Annotated in this window: 12 protein-coding genes, 4 tRNA genes and 2 rRNA genes (1 of these 18 only partly in view); all 18 read right to left on the bottom strand. The window is 57.8% G+C overall.

All coding sequences use genetic code 11. The annotated features are described in order from the left end of the window. Positions 1 to 187: 187 nt before the first annotated feature. A complete protein-coding gene (gene rpoC, locus KSS93_RS05700; protein WP_217841534.1) occupies positions 188 to 4,387 on the bottom strand; it encodes a DNA-directed RNA polymerase subunit beta' in 4,200 nt (1,399 codons plus the stop codon). A 63-nt stretch (positions 4,388 to 4,450) separates the two neighbouring features. Continuing rightward, the gene (gene rpoB, locus KSS93_RS05695) at positions 4,451 to 8,524 is read right to left on the bottom strand and encodes a DNA-directed RNA polymerase subunit beta (RefSeq protein WP_217887504.1); all 4,074 of its coding nucleotides are present in this window, start codon (positions 8,522 to 8,524) and stop codon (positions 4,451 to 4,453) included. Positions 8,525 to 8,743: 219 nt separating this feature from the next. Then, positions 8,744 to 9,109, bottom strand: coding sequence for a 50S ribosomal protein L7/L12 (rplL, locus tag KSS93_RS05690; RefSeq protein ID WP_217841532.1), 366 nt, complete (start codon positions 9,107 to 9,109; stop codon positions 8,744 to 8,746). Positions 9,110 to 9,187: 78 nt separating this feature from the next. After that, on the bottom strand, positions 9,188 to 9,688 hold the full coding sequence (gene rplJ, locus KSS93_RS05685; protein ID WP_217841531.1) for a 50S ribosomal protein L10: 501 nt from the start codon (positions 9,686 to 9,688) through the stop codon (positions 9,188 to 9,190). Positions 9,689 to 9,886: 198 nt separating this feature from the next. Further along, entirely contained in the window at positions 9,887 to 10,582 is a 696-nt protein-coding gene (gene rplA, locus KSS93_RS05680) for a 50S ribosomal protein L1 (protein ID WP_217841530.1), read from the bottom strand. Further along, positions 10,582 to 11,013 (bottom strand): 50S ribosomal protein L11, encoded by a 432-nt coding sequence (gene rplK, locus KSS93_RS05675; RefSeq protein WP_217841529.1) that lies wholly within the window; start codon positions 11,011 to 11,013, stop codon positions 10,582 to 10,584. Before rplK ends, rplA begins: the two co-directional genes overlap by 1 nt. A 119-nt stretch (positions 11,014 to 11,132) precedes the next feature. Then, entirely contained in the window at positions 11,133 to 11,666 is a 534-nt protein-coding gene (nusG, locus tag KSS93_RS05670) for a transcription termination/antitermination protein NusG (RefSeq protein ID WP_217841528.1), read from the bottom strand. Positions 11,667 to 11,675: 9 nt separating this feature from the next. Then, positions 11,676 to 12,044, bottom strand: a complete 369-nt coding sequence (secE, locus tag KSS93_RS05665; RefSeq protein ID WP_217841527.1) for a preprotein translocase subunit SecE — start codon at positions 12,042 to 12,044, stop codon at positions 11,676 to 11,678. Positions 12,045 to 12,088: 44 nt separating this feature from the next. Then, a tRNA-Trp gene (locus tag KSS93_RS05660) sits at positions 12,089 to 12,164 on the bottom strand. Positions 12,165 to 12,218: 54 nt separating this feature from the next. After that, entirely contained in the window at positions 12,219 to 13,412 is a 1,194-nt protein-coding gene (tuf, locus tag KSS93_RS05655) for an elongation factor Tu (RefSeq protein ID WP_010951775.1), read from the bottom strand. Between the two features lie 79 nt (positions 13,413 to 13,491). Beyond that, positions 13,492 to 13,567, bottom strand: a tRNA-Thr gene (locus KSS93_RS05650). Between the two features lie 28 nt (positions 13,568 to 13,595). Next, positions 13,596 to 13,669: transfer RNA gene (locus tag KSS93_RS05645), tRNA-Gly, on the bottom strand. 24 nt (positions 13,670 to 13,693) lie between these two features. Next, positions 13,694 to 13,777, bottom strand: a tRNA-Tyr gene (locus KSS93_RS05640). A gap of 152 nt (positions 13,778 to 13,929) precedes the next feature. Next, on the bottom strand, positions 13,930 to 14,355 hold the full coding sequence (locus KSS93_RS05635; RefSeq protein WP_217887503.1) for a hypothetical protein: 426 nt from the start codon (positions 14,353 to 14,355) through the stop codon (positions 13,930 to 13,932). A gap of 7 nt (positions 14,356 to 14,362) precedes the next feature. Beyond that, positions 14,363 to 15,112, bottom strand: a complete 750-nt coding sequence (locus KSS93_RS05630) for a pantothenate kinase (RefSeq protein ID WP_217887502.1) — start codon at positions 15,110 to 15,112, stop codon at positions 14,363 to 14,365. Then, on the bottom strand, positions 15,102 to 16,061 hold the full coding sequence (gene birA, locus KSS93_RS05625) for a bifunctional biotin--[acetyl-CoA-carboxylase] ligase/biotin operon repressor BirA (RefSeq protein ID WP_217887501.1): 960 nt from the start codon (positions 16,059 to 16,061) through the stop codon (positions 15,102 to 15,104). The genes KSS93_RS05630 and birA overlap by 11 nt, the downstream gene beginning before the upstream one ends. A 247-nt stretch (positions 16,062 to 16,308) precedes the next feature. After that, positions 16,309 to 16,424, bottom strand: a 5S ribosomal RNA gene (rrf, locus tag KSS93_RS05620). A gap of 144 nt (positions 16,425 to 16,568) precedes the next feature. Further along, positions 16,569 to 18,816 (bottom strand): 23S ribosomal RNA (locus tag KSS93_RS05615) (it continues 645 nt past the right edge of the window).

Here is an 18,816-nt window from a genome sequence, read left to right as displayed (position 1 = left end):
CGACTCTATTGTCTTGCAAGAAAGCCAAAAATTGGCGAGACGGAGCCTCACCAAATTTAAGGGTACAAAAGTCTAAAGAGGATCTTGCACCCAGTCAAGACGAGGCCCCGGCCCTCCTCGCCCGATCATCGGCAACAATTCATGTCACCGATGCCCGTTCGAGGGTTGCCGGGGCCCTGCCCTGTACTTAGTTACCGCTGGAATTCAGCGCTTCGGTCAGTGCGGCTTCCACCTCACTGGCGCTTACACGCAGCGGTTTGTCGGCATCACGGCGACGCTTGCGCTCGCTGTGGTAGGCCAGACCGGTACCGGCCGGGATCAGACGACCCACGACCACGTTCTCTTTCAGGCCGCGCAGGTAGTCGCGCTTGCCGGTTACCGCCGCTTCGGTCAGTACGCGGGTGGTTTCCTGGAAGGAAGCCGCCGAGATGAACGATTCGGTGGACAGCGAGGCCTTGGTGATACCCAGCAGCACGCGGGTGAACTTGGAGATGAACTTGTCCTCGCCGGCGAGACGCTCGTTCTCTACCAGTACCTGGGTCAGTTCCATCTGGTCGCCCTTGATGAAGCTGGAATCGCCCGACTCGGAAATCTCAACTTTACGCAGCATCTGACGGAGGATGGTCTCGATGTGCTTGTCGTTGATCTTCACGCCCTGCAGACGGTAAACGTCCTGGATCTCGTTGACGATGTACTTCGCCAGCGCGCTCACACCCAGCAGACGCAGGATGTCGTGCGGATCGCTCGGGCCGTCGGAGATAACTTCGCCGCGGTTTACCTGTTCGCCTTCGAAGACGTTCAGGTGGCGCCACTTCGGAATCAGCTCTTCGTACGGATCGCTGCCATCGGTCGGGGTGATGACCAGACGACGCTTGCCCTTGGTTTCTTTACCGAAGGCAATCGTGCCGCTGACTTCAGCCAGAATCGAGGCTTCTTTCGGACGACGCGCTTCGAACAGGTCGGCAACGCGTGGCAGACCACCGGTGATGTCACGGGTCTTCGACGTTTCTTGCGGGATACGTGCAATAACGTCACCGACGCCGATCTGGGCACCGTCAGCCACACCGACGAGGGCGTTGGCGGGCAGGAAGTACTGAGCCGGTACGTCGGTACCTGGCAGGTACAGGTCCTTGCCTGCAGCATCGACCATCTTGATGGCCGGGCGGATTTCCTTGCCTGCGGCAGGGCGATCCTTGACGTCCATCACTTCAATGTTGGTCAGGCCGGTCAGTTCGTCGGTCTGGCGCTTGATGGTGATGTTTTCTTCCATGCCCACGAAGGTCACGGTACCTTTCAGTTCGGTAACGATCGGGTGGGTGTGCGGGTCCCACTTGGCGACGATGGCGCCAGCTTCGACCTTCTCACCTTCCTTGACCGAAATCACCGCACCGTACGGCAGCTTGTAGCGCTCACGCTCACGGCCGAACTCGTCGGCAATGGCCAGCTCGCCGGAACGCGATACGGCAACCAGGTTGCCATCGGCACGCTCGACCTGCTTCAGGTTGTGCAGACGCACCATACCGCCGTTCTTCACCTGGACGCTGTCGGCAGCCGAAGTACGGCTTGCAGCACCACCGATGTGGAACGTACGCATGGTCAGCTGGGTACCCGGCTCACCGATCGACTGCGCAGCGATAACGCCGACAGCTTCACCGATGTTCACCTGGTGACCGCGAGCCAGGTCACGACCGTAGCACTTGGCGCAGATGCCGAAGCGGGTTTCGCAGCTGATCGGCGAACGCACGATCACTTCGTCGATGCTGTTCAGCTCGATGAACTCGACCCACTGCTCGTCGACCAGGGTACCGGCCGGAACGATGACGTCCTCGGTGCCTGGCTTGAACACGTCACGGGCGATGACACGGCCCAGTACGCGCTCACCCAGCGGCTCGACAACGTCGCCGCCTTCGATGTGCGGGGTCATCAGCAGGCCCTGGTCGGTGCCGCAGTCGATCTCGGTCACTACCAGGTCTTGCGCCACGTCTACCAGACGACGGGTCAGGTAACCGGAGTTCGCGGTCTTCAGTGCGGTATCCGCCAGACCCTTACGAGCACCGTGGGTCGAGATGAAGTACTGCAGTACGCTCAGACCTTCACGGAAGTTCGCGGTGATCGGCGTCTCGATGATCGAGCCGTCCGGCTTGGCCATCAGGCCACGCATACCGGCCAGCTGACGAATCTGGGCCGCGGAACCACGGGCACCGGAGTCGGCCATCATGTACATCGAGTTGAAGGACTCTTGGTCGACTTCGTTGCCCTCGCGGTCGATGACCTTCTCTTTCGAGAGGTTGGCCATCATCGCCTTGGACACTTCGTCGTTCGCCTTGGACCACAAGTCGATGACCTTGTTGTACTTCTCGCCCTGGGTTACCAGGCCGGAGGCGTACTGGCTCTCGATTTCCTTCACTTCATCGGTAGCGCTGTCGATGATGCGCGCCTTCTCATCCGGGATGACGAAGTCGTTCACACCAATGGACACGCCAGAGATGGTGGAGTAGGCGAAACCGGTGTACATCAGCTGGTCGGCGAAGATAACGGTCTCTTTCAGACCAACCACGCGGTAGCACTGGTTGATCAGCTTGGAGATCGCCTTTTTCTTCATCGGCTGGTTCACCACGTCGTACGGCAGGCCTGCCGGTACAACCTGGAACAGCAGCGCACGGCCGACGGTGGTGTCGACGATGCGGGTGTTCTTGGTGACGCTGCCATCACGGTCGTTCACGGTCTCGTTGATACGGACCTTGATTTTCGCGTGCAGGGCGGCTTCGCCGGCGCGGAATACGCGGTCGACTTCCTGCAGGTCAGCGAATACGCGACCTTCGCCCTTGGCGTTGATGGCTTCACGGGTCATGTAGTACAGACCCAGTACAACGTCCTGCGACGGAACGATGATTGGCTCACCGTTGGCTGGCGACAGGATGTTGTTGGTCGACATCATCAGCGCGCGCGCTTCGAGCTGGGCTTCCAGGGTCAGCGGCACGTGAACGGCCATCTGGTCACCGTCGAAATCGGCGTTGTACGCGGCGCAGACCAGCGGGTGCAGCTGGATAGCCTTACCTTCGATCAGAACCGGTTCAAAGGCCTGGATACCCAGACGGTGCAGGGTCGGCGCACGGTTGAGCAGTACGGGGTGTTCGCGGATCACCTCGGCGAGAACGTCCCAGACCTCTGGCAGTTCACGCTCGACCATCTTCTTGGCGGCCTTGATGGTGGTCGCCAGACCACGCATTTCCAGCTTGCCGAAAATGAACGGCTTGAACAGCTCCAGCGCCATCTTCTTCGGCAGACCGCACTGGTGCAGGCGCAGGGTCGGGCCTACGGTAATTACCGAACGGCCAGAATAGTCAACGCGCTTACCGAGCAAGTTCTGGCGGAAGCGACCTTGCTTACCTTTGATCATGTCGGCCAGCGACTTCAGCGGACGCTTGTTCGAGCCGGTGATGGCGCGACCGCGACGGCCGTTGTCGAGCAGGGCGTCGACCGCTTCCTGCAGCATGCGCTTTTCGTTGCGCACGATGATGTCCGGCGCGGACAGATCGAGCAGGCGCTTCAGACGGTTGTTACGGTTGATCACCCGACGATACAGATCGTTCAGGTCGGAGGTCGCGAAGCGGCCGCCATCCAGCGGTACCAGCGGACGCAGGTCCGGCGGCAGCACAGGCAGGACGGTCAGGACCATCCACTCAGGCAGGTTGCCCGAGCCCTGGAAAGCTTCCATCAGCTTCAGGCGCTTGGACAGCTTCTTGATCTTGGTTTCCGAGTTGGTTTGCGGAATTTCTTCGCGCAGACGGCCGATCTCGTGCTCCAGGTCGATAGCGTGCAGCAGCTCGCGAACAGCCTCGGCACCCATGCGGGCGTCGAAGTCGTCACCGAACTCTTCCAGCGCTTCGAAGTACTGCTCGTCGTTCAGCAGCTGGCCCTTCTCGAGGGTGGTCATGCCCGGGTCGATAACGACATAGCTCTCGAAGTAGAGCACGCGCTCGATATCACGCAGGGTCATGTCCATCAGCAGGCCGATACGGGACGGCAGCGACTTCAGGAACCAGATGTGGGCAACCGGCGAGGCCAGTTCGATGTGCGCCATGCGCTCACGACGAACCTTGGCCAAGGCAACTTCAACGCCACACTTCTCGCAGATTACGCCGCGGTGCTTGAGGCGCTTGTACTTGCCGCACAGGCACTCGTAGTCCTTGACTGGGCCAAAGATCTTGGCGCAGAACAGGCCGTCACGCTCAGGCTTGAACGTACGGTAGTTGATGGTCTCGGGCTTTTTGACTTCACCGAACGACCACGAACGGATCATTTCAGGCGACGCCAGACCGATGCGGATGGCGTCGAACTCTTCGACTTGACCCTGGTTTTTCAGCAAATTCAGTAGGTCTTTCAAGGCCTTTCCTCCTGGCGGAGCAGGGAGCAGGCATTACCTGCCCACTCCCCTTCGCGTCACGTGTTATTCGGTTTCCAGATCGATATCGATACCGAGCGAACGGATCTCTTTGATCAACACGTTGAAGGACTCGGGCATGCCCGGCTCCATACGGTGATCGCCATCCACGATGTTCTTGTACATCTTGGTACGGCCGTTCACGTCGTCCGACTTCACTGTGAGCATTTCTTGCAGGGTGTATGCCGCGCCGTATGCTTCCAGCGCCCACACTTCCATCTCCCCGAAACGCTGACCACCGAACTGCGCCTTACCACCCAGCGGCTGCTGGGTAACCAGGCTGTAGGAACCAGTGGAACGCGCGTGCATCTTGTCGTCCACCAAGTGGTTCAGCTTGAGCATGTACATGTAACCAACGGTCACAGGACGCTCGAACTTGTTGCCGGTGCGGCCGTCGAACAGCTGCATCTGGCCGCTTTCTGGCAGGTCTGCCAGTTTCAGCATGGCCTTGATCTCACGCTCTTTGGCACCGTCGAAGACTGGAGTGGCCATAGGCACGCCTTTCTTCAGGTTGTGGGCCAGGGCGAGGATCTCTGCGTCGGTGAACTCTTCCAGGTTCTCCTGACGACCACCGATCTCGTTGTAGATCTCGGTGAGGAAGCCACGGATTTCAGCGGCTTTACGCTGCTCTTCGATCATGCGGTCGATCTTCTCGCCCAGACCTTTGGCCGCGAGGCCCAGGTGGGTTTCGAGGATCTGCCCGACGTTCATACGCGAAGGTACGCCCAGCGGGTTCAGTACGACGTCGACCGGAGTACCGTTGGCGTCGTGCGGCATGTCTTCGACCGGCATGATTACCGAGACGACACCCTTGTTACCGTGACGACCGGCCATCTTGTCACCCGGCTGGATGCGACGGCGGATGGCCAGGTAGACCTTGACGATCTTCAGTACGCCCGGTGCCAGGTCATCGCCCTGCTGCAGCTTGCGCTTCTTGTCTTCGAACTTGTCGTCCAGCAGGCGACGGCGATCGACGATGTACTGCTGAGCCTTTTCCAGCTGCTCGTTCAGTGCATCTTCGGCCATGCGCAGTTTGAACCACTGGCCATGCTCCAGACCGTTCAGGACCTCGTCGCTGATCACGGTGCCTTTCTTCAGGCCCGCACCACCGTCGACCACCTGGCCGTTCAGAGCCGAACGCAGACGCTCGAAGGTTGCGCCTTCGACGATGCGGAACTCTTCGTTGAGGTCCTTGCGGATCTCGTCCAGCTGCATCTTCTCGATGGCCAGGGCGCGGCTGTCGCGCTCGACGCCATCACGGGTGAAGACCTGTACGTCGATGACGGTGCCCTTGGTACCGGTCGGTACGCGCAGGGAGGTGTCTTTGACGTCGCTGGCCTTCTCGCCGAAGATCGCGCGCAGCAGTTTTTCTTCCGGAGTCAGCTGGGTCTCGCCTTTCGGGGTGACCTTGCCGACCAGGATGTCGCCGGCGCCGACTTCGGCACCTACGTAGACGATACCGGCTTCGTCCAGCTTGTTCAGCGCAGCTTCACCCACGTTCGGGATGTCTGCGGTGATTTCTTCTGGGCCAAGCTTGGTGTCACGGGCCACACAGGTCAGTTCCTGAATGTGGATCGTGGTGAAGCGGTCTTCCTGAACCACACGCTCGGACAGGCAGATGGAGTCTTCGAAGTTGAAGCCGTTCCACGCCATGAACGCGATGCGCATGTTCTGACCCAGTGCCAGCTCACCCATGTCGGTGGACGGACCATCGGCCATGATGTCGCTGCGCTGAACCTTGTCACCCTTGCTCACCAGCGGACGCTGGTTGATGCAGGTGTTCTGGTTCGAACGGGTGTACTTGGTCAGGTTGTAGATATCCACACCTGCTTCGCCGGTCTCGACTTCGTCGTCATTGACGCGAACGACGATACGGCTGGCGTCGACCGAGTCGATCACACCACCGCGACGAGCAACCACGCAGACACCGGAGTCACGGGCGACGTTGCGCTCCATGCCGGTACCTACCAGCGGCTTGTCGGCGCGCAGGGTCGGTACAGCCTGACGCTGCATGTTCGAACCCATCAATGCACGGTTGGCGTCGTCGTGCTCGAGGAACGGAATCAACGAGGCAGCGACGGAAACAACCTGCTTCGGCGAAACGTCCATCAGGGTGACGTCTTCCGGCGCCTTGACGGTGAATTCGTTCAGGTGACGAACAGCTACCAGCTCGTCGATCAGCTGCTTCTTCTCGTTCATCGCGGCCGAGGCCTGGGCGATGACGTGATCAGCTTCTTCGATGGCCGACAGGAACACGATGTCGTCGCTGACCACACCCTCTTTCACCACGCGGTACGGGCTTTCGAGGAAGCCGTACTGGTTGGTGCGGGCATAGGCTGCCAGGGAGTTGATCAGACCGATGTTCGGGCCTTCCGGCGTCTCGATCGGGCACACACGGCCGTAGTGGGTCGGGTGTACGTCGCGGACTTCGAAGCCTGCGCGCTCACGGGTCAGACCACCAGGGCCGAGCGCAGAAACACGGCGCTTGTGGGTGATTTCGGAGAGCGGGTTGTTCTGGTCCATGAACTGCGAGAGCTGGCTGGAACCGAAGAACTCTTTCACCGCCGCCGCAACCGGCTTGGCGTTGATCAGGTCCTGCGGCATCAGGCCTTCGCTTTCGGCCATCGACAGACGCTCTTTGACCGCGCGCTCTACACGCACCAGGCCAACGCGGAACTGGTTCTCGGCCATCTCGCCGACGCAGCGGACGCGACGGTTACCCAGGTGGTCGATGTCGTCGACGATGCCTTTGCCGTTACGGATGTCGACCAAGGTCTTGAGGACCTCGACGATATCTTCCTTGCTCAGCACGCCCGAACCTTCGATCTCGGTACGACCGATACGACGGTTGAACTTCATGCGGCCAACGGCGGACAGGTCGTAACGCTCGGCGCTGAAGAACAGGTTATTGAACAGGGTCTCGGCGGCGTCCTTGGTTGGCGGCTCGCCTGGACGCATCATGCGGTAGATCTCGACCAGGGCTTCCAGCTGGTTGCTGGTGGTGTCGATCTTCAGAGTGTCCGAGATGAACGGACCGCAGTCGATGTCGTTGGTGTACAGGGTCTCGATGCGAACGACCTGAGCCTTGGCGATCTTGATCAGCAGATCGGTGGTCAGCTCGGTGTTGCACTCGGCCAGAATCTCGCCGGTAGCCGGGTGCACGATGGCCTTGGCACTGGTGCGACCCAGTACGTATTCCATCGGCACGTCCAGCTCCTTCACGCCAGCTTTTTCCAGCTGGTTGATGTGGCGCGCGGTAATACGGCGGCCTTGCTCGACGATGACCTTGCCGCTGCCGTCATGGATGTCCATGACCGCGACTTCACCACGCAGACGCTGCGGCACCAGCTCCAGGCTGAGTTTCTCGCCGGAGATGTGGAAGACGTTGGTGGTGTAGAAGGTGTTGAGCACTTCTTCAGTGCTGTAACCCAGGGCACGCAGCAGCACCGAGGCCGGCAGCTTGCGGCGACGGTCGATACGCACGAACACGCAGTCTTTCGGGTCGAACTCGAAGTCCAGCCACGAACCGCGGTAAGGGATGATGCGTGCGGAGTACAGCAGCTTGCCGGAGCTGTGGGTCTTGCCACGGTCGTGGTCGAAGAACACACCCGGCGAACGGTGCAACTGGGACACGATCACACGCTCGGTACCGTTGATAACGAAGGTACCGTTCTCAGTCATCAGGGGGATTTCACCCATGTAGACTTCTTGCTCTTTGATGTCCTTGATCGCTTTGTTCGACGATTCCTTGTCGAAGATGATCAGGCGCACCTTCACCCGCAGCGGGACCGCAAAGGTCACACCGCGCAGGACACATTCCTTCACATCGAAAGCCGGCTCGCCCAGGCGATAGCCGACGTACTCCAGGGCAGCATTGCCGGAGTAGCTGATGATCGGGAATACCGATTTGAAGGCCGCATGCAGGCCGACGTCGCGGAACTGGTCCTTGGATGCTCCCGCCTGCAGGAATTCGCGATACGAATCCAGCTGGATTGCCAGGAGGTAAGGCACGTCCATGACGTCCGGCAACTTGCTAAAGTCCTTGCGGATACGTTTTTTCTCAGTGTATGAGTAAGCCATCAGCATTCCCCAGCTTGGTCACCTGCTTATTTGGCATCTCCCGGCGGGAGCAGCCGAAAATCGTGCAAACCCCATGGTTTGCGCCACCCTCTTGGGTGTCTTGCAGCTCGTTATCGGGGCCGACCTGATCGGCCACCAATAACGGAAAAAGGCCGGTGGCATAAGCCACCAGCCATCAGCCCTTCGCTCAACGCTCGGACTGGAGTCGCAAAGTCGAAATTACTTCAGCTCGACTTTAGCGCCTGCTTCTTCCAGCTTCTTCTTAGCGTCTTCAGCGGCTTCTTTCGAAACGCCTTCAGCTACAACCTGAGGAGCGCCATCGACTTTCTCTTTGGCTTCTTTCAGGCCCAGACCGGTCAGCTCGCGAACGGCTTTAATGACGTTCACTTTCTTGTCGCCGGCTTCAACCAGGACAACGTTGAACTCGGTCTGCTCTTCAACAACGGCAGCAGCAGCAGCTGGGCCGGCAGCGGCAACAGCAGCGGTAACGCCGAAGGTTTCTTCCATAGCTTTGATCAGCTCAACAATTTCCAGAACGGTTTTCTGGCCGATTGCTTCGATGATTTGCTCGTTAGTCAGGGACATGACTTAAATCCTGTATTGGGGTGACAGCCTACGCAGCCATCAAATTAAACATATGATTTTGAAAGAGTTTCGCGTGCCTTAGGCAGCGGTAGCTTCTTTCTGGTCGCGAATGGCTGCCAGAGTACGAGCCAGCTTGCTGGTGGCGCCTTGGATCACGCTCATCAGTTTTGCGATAGCTTCGTCGCGGGTCGGCAGGGTAGCCAACACGTCGATCTGGTTCGCTGCAATGAAATTGCCGTCAAACGCAGCTGCCTTGATCTCGAACTTGTCCTGACCCTTGGCGAACTCTTTGAACAGACGGGCAGCAGCGCCCGGGTGTTCGTTGGAGAAGGCGATCAGGGTCGGGCCTTTGAACACGTCGTTGAGGACCGAAAACTCGGTGCCTTCAACAGCGCGCTTGAGCAGGGTGTTACGTACGACGCGTACGTAAACGCCAGCTTCGCGGGCCTCTTTACGGAGTCCGGTCATTGCGCCTACAGTCACACCACGGGCATCAGCCACGACAGCGGACAGAGCGACTTTGGCAGCCTCGTTGACTTCAGCGACGATGGCCTTCTTGTCTTCGAGTTTAATTGCCACGGGTTTACTCCTGGTTTCTACCGTTTCATCCAGCCGAGGCCGGATGTCGTTTTGGTGTCTGATTCGCGAACGAATCGGGAGCACCATCTGCGTAGGCTTGTGGTTTAAGGCTTGCGCCGCCTACGGTCTTGGATAGCCCCCGCCAGGCAGGGACCCCAATTTAGTTGGCCGCGGCAACCAGGTTGCCGCGGCCGAGCATTACACGTTCAGCGAGCTCTGATCGATGACCAGACCTGGGCCCATGGTGGTGCTCAGGGTAACGCGCTTGACGTAGATACCTTTCGAAGAAGCTGGCTTGATACGCTTCAGATCGGCGATCAGGGCTTCAACGTTTTCCTTCAGCTTGCCGGCTTCGAAGCCGACCTTGCCAACGGAGGTGTGGATGATACCGTTCTTGTCGGTACGGTAGCGAACCTGACCAGCCTTGGCGTTTTTGACAGCGCCGGCTACGTCTGGGGATACGGTACCCACTTTCGGGTTAGGCATCAGGCCACGAGGACCCAGAACCTGACCCAGTTGACCTACAACGCGCATGGCATCAGGCGATGCGATGACGACGTCATAGTTCAGGTCGCCGGCTTTCATTTCGGCAGCCAGATCGTCCATACCTACGCGGTCAGCGCCGGCAGCCAGAGCGGCTTCAGCAGCTGGGCCCTGGGTGAAGACAGCAACACGTACGGTCTTGCCAGTGCCGTGTGGCAGCACGGTAGCGCTACGAACGACCTGGTCGGATTTACGTGGGTCAACACCGAGGTTTACGGCGATGTCGTAGGACTCGACGAACTTGGCAGCCGGCAGCGAAGCCAGCAGAGTTGCCGCTTCTTCGAAGTTGTAGGCCTTGCCTGCTTCGATTTTCTCGGCGATAGCCTTTTGGCGCTTGGTCAGCTTAGCCATTACACACCCTCCACGTTCAGGCCCATGCTGCGGGCAGAGCCAGCGATGGTGCGTACAGCAGCGTCCAGGTCAGCGGCGGTCAGATCAGCCTGCTTGGCCTTGGCGATCTCTTCCAGCTGAGCACGGTTCACGGTACCGACTTTGACGGTGTTCGGGCGAGCCGAACCACTGGTCAGGCCAGCAGCTTTCTTCAGCAGAACCGAGGCAGGGGTGCTCTTGGTCTCGAAGGTGAAGCTACGGTCGCTGTAGACAGTGATGATCACTGGAGTCGGCAGACCTGGCTCTTGACCCTGAGTACGGGCGTTGAAGGCCTTGCAGAATTCCATGATGTTCACACCATGTTGACCCAGTGCTGGACCAACGGGTGGGCTTGGGTTGGCCTGGCCGGCCTTTACTTGCAGCTTGATGTAAGCCTGAATCTTCTTAGCCATGAGCTACTCCAAAATCGGGTACGAACGCCTGATGGCTCCCCGGATGACTTGCGTTTTATCCCAGTGACGACAAAACCCCGCAGCACATAGGGCTGCGGGGTATGGGATGCTGCGTTCCGCTAGACCTTCTCGACCTGGCTGAACTCGAGCTCCACCGGGGTGGAGCGACCGAAAATGAGCACTGCAACCTGCAGACGGCTCTTTTCGTAGTTAACTTCTTCGACGTTGCCATTGAAGTCAGCGAAGGGACCATCAATAACGCGAACCACTTCACCCGGTTCGAACAACGTCTTCGGCTTAGGCTTGTCACTGCCGTCAGCTACGCGACGCAGGATGGCCTCAGCTTCTTTATCAGTGATAGGCGCAGGCTTGTCTGCGGTACCACCGATGAAACCCATAACACGAGGGGTGTCCTTGACAAGGTGCCAAGTCCCTTCGTTCATTTCCATCTGAACCAGCACATAGCCCGGGAAGAACTTGCGCTCGCTCTTGCGCTTCTGGCCGTTACGCATTTCGACGACTTCCTCGGTCGGAACCAGGATTTCGCCGAACTCGTCTTCCATGCCAGCCAGCTTGACGCGCTCTACCAGGGAGCGCATGACATGCTTCTCGTAACCCGAGTAAGCATGCACTACATACCAACGCTTAGCCACGGGACACCTTTAGCCAACAATCAGGGAGACCAACCAGCCGAGCAGGGAGTCGAGACCCCACAGCACCAGCGCCATAACCAGAACGACAGCCACGACAATCAGCGTGGTCTGAGTGGTTTCCTGGCGGGTTGGCCACACGACTTTACGGATCTCGGTACGTGCTTCCTTCGCCAGCGCAAAGAACGACTTACCCTTGGCGGTCTGCAGGGCAACGAAGCCCGCGACAGCAGCCAGAACAAGCAGGACGAGCACGCGATACAGGATTGGGGATGCGGAGTAATACTGATTACCCACGACACCAACAACTACCAATGCGACAACAGCGAGCCACTTGAACAGATCAAAACGCGAATCTTGGGCTTCAGTTTTGGGAGTCATCGGGGAGGATCCTGTAAGAAGAAAGCCAATCACACCGAGGTGAATGGCAGGTCAGGAGGGAATCGAACCCCCAACCTACGGTTTTGGAGACCGTCGCTCTGCCAATTGAGCTACTGACCTTTAACGCTGTATCAGGCCGGCCATTATACCGGCCCGATCAAGTAAATCAACTACTTATTCAATAATTTTTGCTACGACGCCGGCGCCGACGGTACGACCGCCCTCACGGATGGCGAAGCGCAGACCGTCTTCCATCGCGATGGTCTTGATCAGGGTGACAGTCATCTGGATGTTGTCACCTGGCATTACCATTTCAACGCCTTCCGGCAGTTCGCAGTTACCGGTCACGTCAGTGGTACGGAAGTAGAACTGAGGACGGTAGCCTTTGAAGAACGGAGTGTGACGACCGCCTTCCTCCTTCGACAGGACGTAGACTTCTGCGGTGAACTTGGTGTGCGGCTTGACCGAACCCGGCTTGACCAGAACCTGGCCACGCTCAACGTCGTCACGCTTGGTACCACGCAGCAGGACGCCGCAGTTCTCGCCAGCACGACCTTCGTCCAGCAGCTTGCGGAACATCTCAACGCCGGTGCAGGTGGTAGTGGTAGTGTCACGCAGACCAACGATTTCCAGCGGGTCTTGAACGCGGACGATACCACGCTCGATACGGCCGGTAACAACGGTACCACGACCCGAGATCGAGAATACGTCTTCGATCGGCATCAGGAACGGCTGGTCGATGGCACGAACTGGCTCAGGGATGTAGGCATCCAGAGTTTCTACCAGCTTCTTGACAGCGGTAGTGCCCATTTCGTTGTCGTCTTTGCCTTCCAGAGCCATACGAGCCGAACCGATGATGATCGGGGTGTCGTCGCCTGGGAAGTCGTAGGTGGACAGCAGGTCGCGAACTTCCATCTCGACCAGTTCCAGCAGCTCAGCGTCGTCTACCAGGTCAGCCTTGTTCAGGAAGACCACGATGTACGGAACGCCAACCTGACGGGACAGCAGGATGTGCTCACGGGTTTGTGGCATCGGACCATCGGCGGCCGAGCAAACCAGGATCGCGCCGTCCATCTGGGCAGCACCGGTGATCATGTTCTTCACGTAGTCAGCGTGACCTGGGCAGTCAACGTGAGCGTAGTGACGAATGTTCGAGTTGTACTCGACGTGAGCGGTGTTGATGGTGATACCGCGCGCTTTCTCTTCTGGAGCCGAGTCGATCTTGTCGAACTCAACAACGGCCGAACCGAAAACTTCGGAGCAGACGCGGGTCAGAGCTGCAGTCAGAGTGGTCTTACCGTGGTCAACGTGGCCGATAGTGCCGACGTTAACGTGGGGAAGGGAACGATCAAACTTTTCCTTAGCCATCGATACAGTCCTCCGCAGAAGAAATAGTCATTGCACTGATAAAACAAAGGCAGATATTTTCATATCTGCCTTGTTTATATGGAGCTCTTGAGCGGACTTGAACCGCTGACCTCACCCTTACCAAGGGTGTGCTCTACCAACTGAGCTACAAGAGCGAAACACTTTGTGCAAAAACAGCAAACTTGGAGCGGGTAGCGGGAATCGAACCCGCATCATCAGCTTGGAAGGCTGAGGTTCTACCACTAAACTATACCCGCGGAGCTTGCGGCTCTCGCTAAAACTGGTGGAGGGAGAAGGATTCGAACCTTCGAAGCTCTCGCAACGGATTTACAGTCCGTCCCCTTTGGCCGCTCGGGAATCCCTCCAGATGTGGCGGGCATTCTATTCGCCTGCCGCCTCAGTGTCAAGCTCTTTTTCAAATTTTTTCAATCAAATCTGAAGCTTAGCTACTTTGACACCGCCTCCAGATCTACCACCTCAGTGGCGTTCCCTGTGAAGCGGGCGCCATTCTATCAAGCTATTCGCCAGTTGCAATACCTTGGCAGAAAATAATTTTATGTTTTAAGTCTTTGAAATCGTTGGAAAGACTGGAGAGCACTTCCTGGTCCAGCAAACGCTCGCTTTCCGGGGATATCTTGAGCCAAAGGCCATCCGCCCCCGGCAGTTGGCCTGCTACCGGCACGGCGCCGATATCCAGGCTAACCAGGCGTTGACGCAAAGCCTCCAGCTGTTCGCGAGCGCTCAGCCCGCCAACCACCAAGCACTCATCTCGCCGACGCGGCGGCGCCGACGCACCGGTTTCCTTGAGCAGGCGAATCTCCTGTTGATTGCCTTTGTACAACGACAAGGGAGCGACATCCTTCACCTTCAGCGGGGCTTCCTGTTGGTGCCAGACGTAATAGAAGACGTTGAGTACCAGCAACAGTAGAAACAACCAACGCATAACCACCTCAGTCCAGTGGACAAGCCATAGCTAGGCCGACGAATACCAGGTCAGGTACCACCCGTGCCTGTGGTGCTGCCTCGCGCACCAGTGGCGCATCCCCACCCGTCAGGAATACGGTGAAGTCATCACCCCACAAGGCCCGTGCCTGCTCGAGCTGGGAGCGGGCAAAACCTTGCAGCATCAATACGCACCCGCGCTCGACTGCCTCGACAGTGGAACGCCCAGGAGCAAGACTGCTCAGCGCACGCTCGGCAGAGGCATCGTCGTAACGTATGCGCCGGGTGTGGGTACGCAACTGGCTGCGCATCAAGGGCATGCCCGGGCAGATGTAGCCGCCCAGGTGCTCCCCGTCTGCGGAAATGAAGTCCGACTTGGCCGCAGTGCCCAGGTCGATGACCAGGCAAGCACGCCGCGCCAGATGAAAAGCCCCCAGCGCCGCCAGCCAACGATCCATGCCCAGCCGCTGGTAATCTTCATAGCCGTTGCGCACACCGGCCATCTGCTGTGCCGGCTCGGCAACGCGAGCCGTGACGGCGAAGGCTTGGCCGATCAACGCACAGATCGCTGCTGTTTCGTCTTCACTGCGCACACTGACGACTCGACAGCCAGTAAGGCGCAATGACGCAAGAGCGCCGACCGCATCGACCAGCACTTGATCAGAATCGACAATACCGCCACCGACAATGGTGGCGTCGGCTGCGTGTATCACGCGCCACTTGATGAAGCTGTTACCGCAATCGAGCTCAAGAATCATCACGCAACCTCAAACTGAGCTCACCAGCACTGAAGCTCTTCTCTACACCATCAACGTCAAGGCGCAAACCGCCCTGCCCGTCCACGCCCAGCACCACACCATTAATGCGAGTAGCGCCGGCAATGAGCGAAACATCACGCCCCTGCCAAAGATTGGCATGCTCCCACTCCTCCTGGAATGCAGCAAAGCCGTAACGCCGATGACGCGCCAGTTCATGCCGCAACTGCTGGTTCAGGGACGCAACCAGGCGATTGCGATCAATAGCGACACCCGCCTCTTGGCGCATCGACGTCCACTGCTGGTCGACCTGCTCATTGGCTTGCATGTTCACATTGATGCCGATGCCGAGCACGACATGGCAGACATCTGCCGGGTCACCGACCAGCTCGAGGAGAATGCCGGTGATTTTGCGCCCGCGGACCAAGACATCATTGGGCCACTTAAGCCCTACATCCTTGACCCCGAAACCCTGCAGCACACGCATAACCGCCAAGCCAACCACCAGGCTCAGACCTTCCAACTGCCGCATACCACCATCGACCCGCAGCACCAGGCTGTAATACAGGTTTTCAGCGAAAGGGCTTACCCACATGCGCCCACGACGGCCACGCCCGGCGCTCTGACGCTCAGCCAGCACTAGAAATGGCGCTGCTTGCCCTGCACTGGCGAGGCGCAAGCCTTCGGCATTGGTCGAGTCGATGGTTTCATGGATGAAAACGGGCCACTGCTCACCCTCGGCAAACTCGGCTATGGCCTGAGCATCGAGCAGGGTGAGCGGTGCCGCCAACTGGTAACCACGCCCGCGGACTTTATGAATGGTGAGGTTCAGCTCGGCTTCCAGGTGCTGCAGCTGCTTCCAGACAGCGCTGCGGCTTACCCCGATGGCTGCCCCCAAGGCTTCTCCGGAATGGAACCGGCCGTCCTTGAGGAGATTCAACAACTTCAGCATGCCAGTCTCGACTTGGAATAAGGCTGGCATGATAGCCACGGGTCGTTGACTTGCATAGGAAAAGGGCCAATGGGGGACTGATGGCAGCGGATCGCTGCTTTTTTTGTGTAGGAGCCGGCTTGCCGGCGATAGGGCCTTGGCAGGTATGTGCGTTGCCTGGGCGGGCCGCATAGCGGGGCTCTGGTTTTCCGCCGCACAAAGACAAAACCCCTACCTGCATGCGCAGATAGGGGTTTTGCGAAATGAATCTTGACGATGACCTACTCTCACATGGGGAAACCCCACACTACCATCGGCGATGCATCGTTTCACTGCTGAGTTCGGGATGGGATCAGGTGGTTCCAATGCTCTATGGTCGTCAAGAAATTCGGTAGCCAGTCCGTTCAGATGAACAGCCCAGCGAATTCGGATATGTGATATTTGTGGTTCTTGCTGACGTTGTGAACTTTCGGTTCTTTCGTCTTCACCACCACAATTCGGCTTACGCGCAAATTGCTTGGGTGTTATATGGTCAAGCCTCACGGGCAATTAGTATTGGTTAGCTCAACGCCTCACAGCGCTTACACACCCAACCTATCAACGTCGTAGTCTTCGACGGCCCTTTAGGGGATTCAAGATCCCAGTGAGATCTCATCTTGAGGCAAGTTTCCCGCTTAGATGCTTTCAGCGGTTATCTCTTCCGAACATAGCTACCCGGCAATGCCACTGGCGTGACAACCGGAACACCAGAGGTTCGTCCACTCCGGTCCTCTCGTACTAGGAGCAGCCCCTCTCAAATCTCAAACGTCCACGGCAGATAGGGACCGAACTGTCTCACGACGTTCTAAACCCAGCTCGCGTACCACTTTAAATGGCGAACAGCCATACCCTTGGGACCGGCTTCAGCCCCAGGATGTGATGAGCCGACATCGAGGTGCCAAACACCGCCGTCGATATGAACTCTTGGGCGGTATCAGCCTGTTATCCCCGGAGTACCTTTTATCCGTTGAGCGATGGCCCTTCCATACAGAACCACCGGATCACTAAGACCTACTTTCGTACCTGCTCGACGTGTGTGTCTCGCAGTCAAGCGCGCTTTTGCCTTTATACTCTACGACCGATTTCCGACCGGTCTGAGCGCACCTTCGTACTCCTCCGTTACTCTTTGGGAGGAGACCGCCCCAGTCAAACTACCCACCATACACTGTCCTCGATCCGGATAACGGACCTGAGTTAGAACCTCAAGGTTGCCAGGGTGGTATTTCAAGGATGGCTCCATGAGAACTGGCGTCCCCACTTCAAAGCCTCCCACCTATCCTACACAAGCAAGCTCAAAGTCCAGTGCAAAGCTATAGTAAAGGTTCACGGGGTCTTTCCGTCTAGCCGCGGATACACTGCATCTTCACAGCGATTTCAATTTCACTGAGTCTCGGGTGGAGACAGCGCCGCCATCGTTACGCCATTCGTGCAGGTCGGAACTTACCCGACAAGGAATTTCGCTACCTTAGGACCGTTATAGTTACGGCCGCCGTTTACCGGGGCTTCGATCAAGAGCTTCGCTTGCGCTAACCCCATCAATTAACCTTCCGGCACCGGGCAGGCGTCACACCCTATACGTCCACTTTCGTGTTTGCAGAGTGCTGTGTTTTTAATAAACAGTCGCAGCGGCCTGGTATCTTCGACCGGCATGGGCTTACGGAGCAAGTCCTTAACCCTCGCCGGCGCACCTTCTCCCGAAGTTACGGTGCCATTTTGCCTAGTTCCTTCACCCGAGTTCTCTCAAGCGCCTTGGTATTCTCTACCTAACCACCTGTGTCGGTTTGGGGTACGGTTCCTAGTTATCTGAAGCTTAGGAGCTTTTCTTGGAAGCATGGCATCAACCACTTCGCGCTCTAATGAGCACTCGTCATCAGCTCTCGGCCTTGAAATCCCGGATTTGCCTAAGATTTCAGCCTACCACCTTAAACTTGGACAACCAACGCCAAGCTGGCCTAGCCTTCTCCGTCCCTCCATCGCAATAACTAGAAGTACAGGAATATTAACCTGTTTTCCATCGACTACGCTTTTCAGCCTCGCCTTAGGGACCGACTAACCCTGCGTCGATTAACGTTGCGCAGGAAACCTTGGTCTTTCGGCGTGCGAGTTTTTCACTCGCATTGTCGTTACTCATGTCAGCATTCGCACTTCTGATACCTCCAGCAAGCTTCTCAACTCACCTTCACAGGCTTACAGAACGCTCCTCTACCGCATCACCAAAGGTGATACCCGTAGCTTCGGTGCATGGTTTGAGCCCCGTTACATCTTCCGCGCAGGCCGACTCGACTAGTGAGCTATTACGCTTTCTTTAAAGGGTGGCTGCTTCTAAGCCAACCTCCTAGCTGTCTAAGCCTTCCCACATCGTTTCCCACTTAACCATGACTTTGGGACCTTAGCTGACGGTCTGGGTTGTTTCCCTTTTCACGACGGACGTTAGCACCCGCCGTGTGTCTCCCATGCTCGGCACTTGTAGGTATTCGGAGTTTGCATCGGTTTGGTAAGTCGGGATGACCCCCTAGCCGAAACAGTGCTCTACCCCCTACAGTGATACATGAGGCGCTACCTAAATAGCTTTCGAGGAGAACCAGCTATCTCCGAGCTTGATTAGCCTTTCACTCCGATCCACAGGTCATCCGCTAACTTTTCAACGGTAGTCGGTTCGGTCCTCCAGTCAGTGTTACCTAACCTTCAACCTGCCCATGGATAGATCGCCCGGTTTCGGGTCTATACCCAGCGACTA

The organism is Pseudomonas xanthosomatis (assembly GCF_019139835.1).
GTDB lineage: Bacteria > Pseudomonadota > Gammaproteobacteria > Pseudomonadales > Pseudomonadaceae > Aquipseudomonas > Aquipseudomonas fakonensis.
The sequence above is the reverse complement of the archived record's forward strand: the minus strand, read 5'-3'. Positions and strand labels throughout refer to the sequence as shown.

Coding starts and splice junctions, on each gene's coding strand:
- rpoB (WP_217887504.1), bottom strand. CDS start 8,524: ATGGCTTACTCATACACTGAGAAAAAACGTATCCGCAAGGACTTTAGC.
- rplL (WP_217841532.1), bottom strand. CDS start 9,109: ATGTCCCTGACTAACGAGCAAATCATCGAAGCAATCGGCCAGAAAACC.
- rplA (WP_217841530.1), bottom strand. CDS start 10,582: ATGGCTAAGCTGACCAAGCGCCAAAAGGCTATCGCCGAGAAAATCGAA.
- rplK (WP_217841529.1), bottom strand. CDS start 11,013: ATGGCTAAGAAGATTCAGGCTTACATCAAGCTGCAAGTAAAGGCCGGC.
- secE (WP_217841527.1), bottom strand. CDS start 12,044: ATGACTCCCAAAACTGAAGCCCAAGATTCGCGTTTTGATCTGTTCAAG.
- tuf (WP_010951775.1), bottom strand. CDS start 13,412: ATGGCTAAGGAAAAGTTTGATCGTTCCCTTCCCCACGTTAACGTCGGC.
- KSS93_RS05635 (WP_217887503.1), bottom strand. CDS start 14,355: ATGCGTTGGTTGTTTCTACTGTTGCTGGTACTCAACGTCTTCTATTAC.
- KSS93_RS05630 (WP_217887502.1), bottom strand. CDS start 15,112: ATGATTCTTGAGCTCGATTGCGGTAACAGCTTCATCAAGTGGCGCGTG.
- birA (WP_217887501.1), bottom strand. CDS start 16,061: ATGCTGAAGTTGTTGAATCTCCTCAAGGACGGCCGGTTCCATTCCGGA.